The following is a 3,869-nucleotide window of genomic DNA, read 5'->3' on the forward strand; positions in this document are numbered from 1 at the left end:
ACGTGGCCAGCCAGCTCCGCCACGCCCTGCGCGCGGCCGCCGACTGGTGACCACGGTGCCGTCCGGTGGCGCCGTCCGGTGATCACCATCACCCCTGCGGGTCCTTCTCAGGCCGGGCTCCGCGGGCGAATGATGTGGAGGGACGCCCTCCTGACGGGCGGTCAGCCGTACCGCAGAGTTCCAGGGAGGCGCCCGTGTCCCTCGCCCGCACCGCCGCGATGTTCGAGCGGCAGGCCGACGCCTGCGCCGAGCTCGGCTCCCCGCTCTACGCCTTCCTGATCCGCCGGGCCGCCCGGGACCTGCTGGAGGGCGGCCCGTGCGCGGCTGCGGTCAGCGGCCACGAGGACGCCCCCGGTCCGGACGCCATCGCGCTCCGGCTGATGGGCGGAGTGCACGCCCTGGTGCTCAGCGGACGGGCACCCGCCCTGGCCGCCCACTACCCGAGCGCCGGCGGCAGCTGCCCCTCGCCCGTCCCGGAGTCCGTCTGGGACGACTTCCGGGCCACCGTCGCGGACCACCCCGACTGGCTCAAGGAGTGGCTGACCAGGCCCCCGCAGACCAACGAGACCGGCCGGGCCAACCTGCTGATCGCCGGTGCGCTGCACGCCCTCGACGGGGCCGACCTGCCGGTCCGGCTGTTCGAACTCGGCTCCAGCGCCGGGCTCAACCTGCTCGCCGACCACTTCCGCTGCGAGTGGTCCGGCGCTGTTCCCGGCACCGGTGCCTTCGGCCCCGCCGACTCCCCCGTCCTGCTGGCCGACGCCTGGCACGGCACCCCGCCACTCCCGCTGGGCGCGGCCACCGCACCCCCGCCGCTGCGCTTCACCGAACGGCACGGCTGCGACCTCGACCCGATCGACCCGCGCTCCCCCGAGGGCGCGCTCGCGCTGCGCTCCTACGTCTGGGCGGACCAGCCCCAGCGGGCCGCCCGGCTCACCGGCGCCCTCCGGCTGGCGGACCGGGTGCCCACCACCGTCGAGCCCCTGGGCGCGGCCGAGTTCCTCCGCGGGGTCTCGGTCGCCGGCGGCGCGCTCACCGTGGTCTGGCACTCGGTGATGCGCCAGTACGTCCCGGCGGCCGAATGGGCCCTGGTGGAGGCCGAGTTGGAGCGCCTGGCCGCCGAGTCCAGCCCCACCGCGCCGTTCGCCCACGTCTCCTTCGAGCCACGCCGCGCCCCGGACTGGCGGGAGCACCGCTTCCTGCTCACCGTCCGCACCGGGCGGGCCGCCGAGACCGTCCTCGCCGAGGCGCTCCCGCACGGCCTGCCGGCCTGGTCGTTCAGCTGACGGGCCGCCCCTCGGTGACGTCGTACAGGTGGTGCACCGGGTCGTGCACCAGGTACCGGGCGAAGGACGCCACGGTGAACCGGGCACCATCACTCCGGCGCCCCGGGCGCTGCCACCTGTCCCCCTCGACCTGGTCGAAGGCGGCGGCCAACTCATCTGCGGCCTCGGCGAGTTCGGCCGAGACCAGGGCCAGATCCTGCTCGCCGTAGCGGTCGGCCACGGCGGTCTCGTCCTGGTCCCAGTTGGGGAAGAGCGGGTCCTGCTCCTCCAGCATCAGCCGCAGCCGGACCCGGAACAGCCGGAACACGTCCCGGACGTGGCAGGCGTACTCCAGGTCCGACCAGACCCCCGGCCCGGGGCGGGCGCGCAGCTCGGCCTCCGGCCGCTCGGCGAGCAGCGCCACCCAGGCGGCGGCGTTGGCCCGGACCAGTCCGGCGACCCGACCGGCGTCCACCGCCGGGGTGTCGAAGCCGCAGTCGGGGCAGGCGCGTTCCAGGACCCAGGTCCAGTCCTTGGTGTCAGGTGTGATCATGGCTCCAGCATGGCCCGGGCCGCCCGACCCCGGCCAGGGGCGCAGACGCCGACGGCCGCCAAGATCCTGCCGGCCCCACCCTCCGCTCCGCCCCGGGTCAGACCAGCGGAAGGTACATCACCAGCAGGTCCACGTAACCGAGTTCGGCGTGCCGGAAGCCCTCCGGGACGGTGCCGATCACCGTGAAGCCGAGCGACTTCCACAGCTCCACCGCCCGGGTGTTGGTCGCCACCACGGCGTTGTACTGCATCGCGCGGTACCCGTCCGCCCTGGCCTGCGCGATCACGTGCTCGGCCAGCGCCCGCCCGACGCCCCGGCCGCCGTGCTCGGCGGCCACCATGAACCCGGCGTTGGCCACGTGCGCACCGGGCCCCATCTGGTTGGGGTGCGTCTCGGCGGTGCCGAGCACCGTGCCGTCCCGGTCCACCGCGACCACCGTCCGCCCCGGGGCCCGCTTCATCCAGATCGCCCGGGCGTCGTCCTCGCCGATGTCCCGCGGCCAGGTGAAGGTGTCGCCCGCCGCCACGATCCGGTGCAGGAACCGCCAGATGGCCGGCCAGTCGGCGGCCGTCGCCTCACGAATGATCATCCCGCCAGTCTGCCCCGGCCGCACGGCCCCGACCACCGGTTTTCCCGGCCCTCCCCGGCCCTCCCCGGCCCTGCGGATTGCTACAGGGACTTGGCGAACCAGACCTCCGCGTACGGGTCGTCGCCGTACGGGTCGGTCGGCAGGTAGCCGAGGTGCCGGTAGAGCGCGATCGCCTCGGTCAGGTCCTTGCGGGTGTTCAACCGGACCAGGGTCGCCCCGCGCCCCCGGGCGAACTCCTCCGCCGCACCCACCAACCGGGCCCCGCCGCCGCCCCGCCGAGCCACCCTCCGGACGAACACCCGGGTCAACTCCGCCTCCCCACCGCCCAACCAGCGCAGCCCCGCACACCCCACCGGCTCCGCCCCGTCCCACCCCACCAGCAGCACCCCGCGCGGCTCCACCAGGTCCTCACCGTCCCCGAGACCCATCGCGATCTCCTCCGGCTCGGAGGGACGCCCGTAGTAACGGCTGACCAGCTCGTCCATGTACTCGTTCAACACCGCTGCGGCGACCGGGTCGTGGACCGGCACCGGCGCGATGCTCCAGCCCTGCGGCCCCGACGAGGTGGAGGTGATGTTGTCGCTCGTGCGGTTCATGGGGCCATTCTCCGCAGCGCCGCAAGCGATTTGGCGGGCCTACGCCACCCACCGCGGTAATCCCGTGGCGGAACAGGGCCCCGCTGACCACAACGGAGAGGTGATCAACGACGAGGCACGCCGCCACGAGCCCACCCGCGCCGACCAGCCCGACCGCCTCGACCTGATGGCCGCCCTAGTAGGGCTTGGTCAGGTCCGTATCGGTGTGGGTATGTCGCGGTGGCAGGTGTCGGCGTGCCGGGCGAAGGCCCGTCGTAGCGGAGCTACCCGGGCTTTTGGCCGGTGCGGCGAGAGTGCGTGCCGGGCGGCGTGACGGGGCAAACCTTGCCGGGCACGGCACTAGCCCCCGACTGGCGGGCGGCCACCACCTGACCCGCCGTTCAGCCGTTCCGCACGGTACAGCTGGAATCCACCGAGGTCGCCGGCAGCCCGACGATCCCCTGCGCCCACCCGAGCAGATCCGAACAGACCTTCGCCTCCTCGGCGTTGGCCGGCCCGTGGTTCTCCGCCGCCACCGCCGCACCGCTCGCGCCGAAGGCGGTGGCGGTGGCGGCTGTCAGCGCCGCGGCGAACAGCACGGCGGGAAGCAGGCGGCGGGAGGTGGTGGCACGAGAGTTGCTGAACACCCTGATCATGGAACGGCCCTTCGGTCTACCGACGACTTGACTGGTCATCAGTACCCGAAGGGCCGTTCATCGCGCTCGGATTGTGCGCCGTTCGTGGGCGTGTCAGCGGTACGGGTTGCCGCCGCCACCCTGCTGCGGCGGCTGCTGGTACTGCTGCGGGGGCTGCTGGTACGGCGCCTGCGGCGGATACGGCTGCCCACCACCCCCGAAGGGAGGCTGCGGCGGCTGCCCCCCGCCGCC

At 74.1% G+C, this 3,869-nt stretch carries 5 protein-coding genes; 1 reads left to right on the forward strand and 4 read right to left on the reverse strand.

The window, feature by feature from the left end:
• Positions 1–194 precede the first annotated feature (194 nt).
• Positions 195–1,286, forward strand: coding sequence for a DUF2332 domain-containing protein (locus ACZ6ZR_RS38585; protein WP_465650695.1), 1,092 nt, complete (start codon positions 195–197; stop codon positions 1,284–1,286).
• Here the strand turns inward: ACZ6ZR_RS38585 and ACZ6ZR_RS38590 are convergent.
• From ACZ6ZR_RS38590 to ACZ6ZR_RS38605, 4 genes are all read right to left on the reverse strand, one after another.
• Positions 1,279–1,818: a DinB family protein gene (locus tag ACZ6ZR_RS38590; RefSeq protein WP_465650697.1), complete on the reverse strand. Its 540-nt coding sequence runs from the start codon at positions 1,816–1,818 to the stop codon at positions 1,279–1,281. The genes ACZ6ZR_RS38585 and ACZ6ZR_RS38590 overlap by 8 nt on opposite strands.
• Positions 1,819–1,915: 97 nt before the next feature.
• Entirely contained in the window at positions 1,916–2,407 is a 492-nt protein-coding gene (locus ACZ6ZR_RS38595) for a GNAT family N-acetyltransferase (RefSeq protein ID WP_465650699.1), read from the reverse strand.
• An 80-nt stretch (positions 2,408–2,487) separates the two neighbouring features.
• Positions 2,488–3,003 carry a GNAT family N-acetyltransferase gene (locus tag ACZ6ZR_RS38600; protein WP_465650701.1) on the reverse strand — a complete coding sequence of 172 codons (516 nt, stop codon included), beginning with the start codon at positions 3,001–3,003 and terminating at the stop codon, positions 2,488–2,490.
• 380 nt (positions 3,004–3,383) lie between these two features.
• The gene (locus tag ACZ6ZR_RS38605) at positions 3,384–3,638 is read right to left on the reverse strand and encodes a hypothetical protein (RefSeq protein WP_465650703.1); all 255 of its coding nucleotides are present in this window, start codon (positions 3,636–3,638) and stop codon (positions 3,384–3,386) included.
• Positions 3,639–3,869: the final 231 nt, after the last annotated feature.

It is taken from the genome of Kitasatospora sp. NPDC088742 (assembly GCF_055584905.1).

Coding starts and splice junctions, on each gene's coding strand:
- ACZ6ZR_RS38590 (WP_465650697.1), bottom strand. CDS start 1,818: ATGATCACACCTGACACCAAGGACTGGACCTGGGTCCTGGAACGCGCC.
- ACZ6ZR_RS38595 (WP_465650699.1), bottom strand. CDS start 2,407: ATGATCATTCGTGAGGCGACGGCCGCCGACTGGCCGGCCATCTGGCGG.
- ACZ6ZR_RS38600 (WP_465650701.1), bottom strand. CDS start 3,003: ATGAACCGCACGAGCGACAACATCACCTCCACCTCGTCGGGGCCGCAG.
- ACZ6ZR_RS38605 (WP_465650703.1), bottom strand. CDS start 3,638: ATGATCAGGGTGTTCAGCAACTCTCGTGCCACCACCTCCCGCCGCCTG.